Source organism: Erythrobacter sp., assembly GCF_038133525.1.
In the GTDB taxonomy this organism is placed as follows: domain Bacteria; phylum Pseudomonadota; class Alphaproteobacteria; order Sphingomonadales; family Sphingomonadaceae; genus Qipengyuania.
Genome location: NZ_JAYPTL010000015.1, coordinates 5,404 through 7,253, shown reverse-complemented (window position 1 = coordinate 7,253; position 1,850 = coordinate 5,404). Strand labels below are relative to the sequence as shown.

1 protein-coding gene and 1 pseudogene are annotated in these 1,850 nt (G+C 59.2%); both read left to right on the top strand.

Features of this window, described 5'->3' with window-relative positions; genetic code table 11:
* A pseudogene (locus AAFM29_RS05545) lies at positions 1 to 186 on the top strand (hypothetical protein); the annotation flags it as partial.
* 77 nt (positions 187 to 263) lie between these two features.
* Positions 264 to 1,850: glycoside hydrolase family 2 TIM barrel-domain containing protein (locus AAFM29_RS05540; protein WP_341711797.1), on the top strand; the 1,587-nt coding region annotated here is incomplete at its 3' end.

Sequence of the window (1,850 nt, the reverse complement as noted above, 5' to 3'; positions counted from 1 at the left end):
GCCCAGGAGCGTGACGACCTCGTCTACGTTGATATCGTTTCGGCCATGCTGAAAGAGGGAAAGCCCGACCCATCCCTGTTCATTTCGGATGGGCTGCACATGAGATCCTCGGGTTATAAATTGTGGCGCGAACGGATTGGCAGCGCGTTCAGGCGTGCCAAAACGAGCCGAGCACCGGGATGCTGAGCGGCAAAATGCGCTTGGTGCGACTGCTGCTGGCATTGGCAGCGAATCTGCTTGCATTGCCCACGTCGGCGCAGGTCATGCCTATTGGCCCAGTCCTTTCTGCAGCTGATCTGCGCGAGAGTCAGGATCTTTCAGGCCAATGGACCTGGTCAATCGATCCCTATCGCGACGGCCAAGCCGGGTTCCATGGCGGCGATGTCGGTGAGGGGCATCGACGCTTCGATGACACAGATGTGGCGGGTATGCGTGCCGCCAAACCGTTGGCGCTTTACGAGTACGACATGGACGCTGCCCCGGTCGCCACCCTCCCATCGTCGTGGCTAACCCACTCAGCGCAGATGCGTCACTACCAGGGCCTGGTTTGGTACCAGCGCCGCTTCGATGCGATCCTCGAACCTGCAAAGCGGACATTCCTGCGCTTTGGCGCGGTCAATTACGCGGCCGAAGTCTGGCTCAATGGCACCCGTCTCGGAACACATGAAGGCGGGTTTACGCCGTTTGCCTTCGAGGTCACGGGACTTCTTCGCGAGAAGGGCAATCGCCTCGTCGTCGCCGCCGATTCACAGCGCAGCGAGAGGGATGTGCCACCGCCCGTCACGGATTGGGAAACCTATGGCGGAATTACCCGCGATGTGCGGCTCCTTGCCGTTCCAAAGACGTTCGTAGACGATGCTTGGGTGCGCATGGCAGCCGACGGAACCATCGTTGCGACCGTTCGGCTCAATGGCGAGAACAGGGCAAAATTGCCCGTTCGATTGGCAATTCCCGAACTGGGGATCATCCGGACCGCCGTTGCGGGCGCCGACGGGGAGGTGTCGTTTCGTTTCGCGTCGCCCATGCGGCTGGTACGCTGGTCACCTGAACGTCCGAGACTTTACCGCGTCGAATTATCTGCAGGTGAGGATCGCTGGCATGACATTGTCGGCTTTAGAACAGTTACACTGCGCGGCAGCAAGATTTTGCTCAATGATCGACCGATTTTCCTGCGCGGCGTAAGCCTCCACGAAGAGGAATTGGGGGCAGAGCCCAGCCGCATGGTTTCGCATCGCGAGGCGGAACAACTGCTCAACTTGGCCAAGGAAGGGTTGAACGCCAATTTCGTCAGGCTGGCGCATTATCCGCATGGTGAGGCCATGCTGCGGGCTGCCGATCGGCTCGGACTAATCGTATGGAGTGAAATCCCGGTATATTGGCGGATCGCGTTCGACGACGCCCAAGTGCTAGAGAAAACGCGCCGGATGCTCGCCGAAATGATCCTGCGCGATCGCAACCGTGCAGCAATTGCCATGTGGAGTGTCGGCAATGAAACACCGGTCGGCGAGGCACGCAACGAGTTCATGACCCAACTGGCAAACGACGTTCGCCAGCTCGATCCTGACAGAATGGTGACCGCAGCGCTTCTGACGGGGCGTGAACAACGAGCGGAAACGCAAGTGGTGACGATTACCGATCCACTCGCCGAGGCAGTCGATATTCTGGCTGTGAACACCTACTTCGGCTGGTACGGCGGAGACCGTCTTGAAGATATTGCATCGCTTGGATGGGACCTTCCGACGGACAAGCCGTTCCTGTTTTCGGAGTTCGGCGCGGGTGCGAAGCTCGGTTTGCGAGCAAACGGCCAGACGGCCGCGAAGTTCACCGAGGAGTTTCAGGCTAGTTATTAT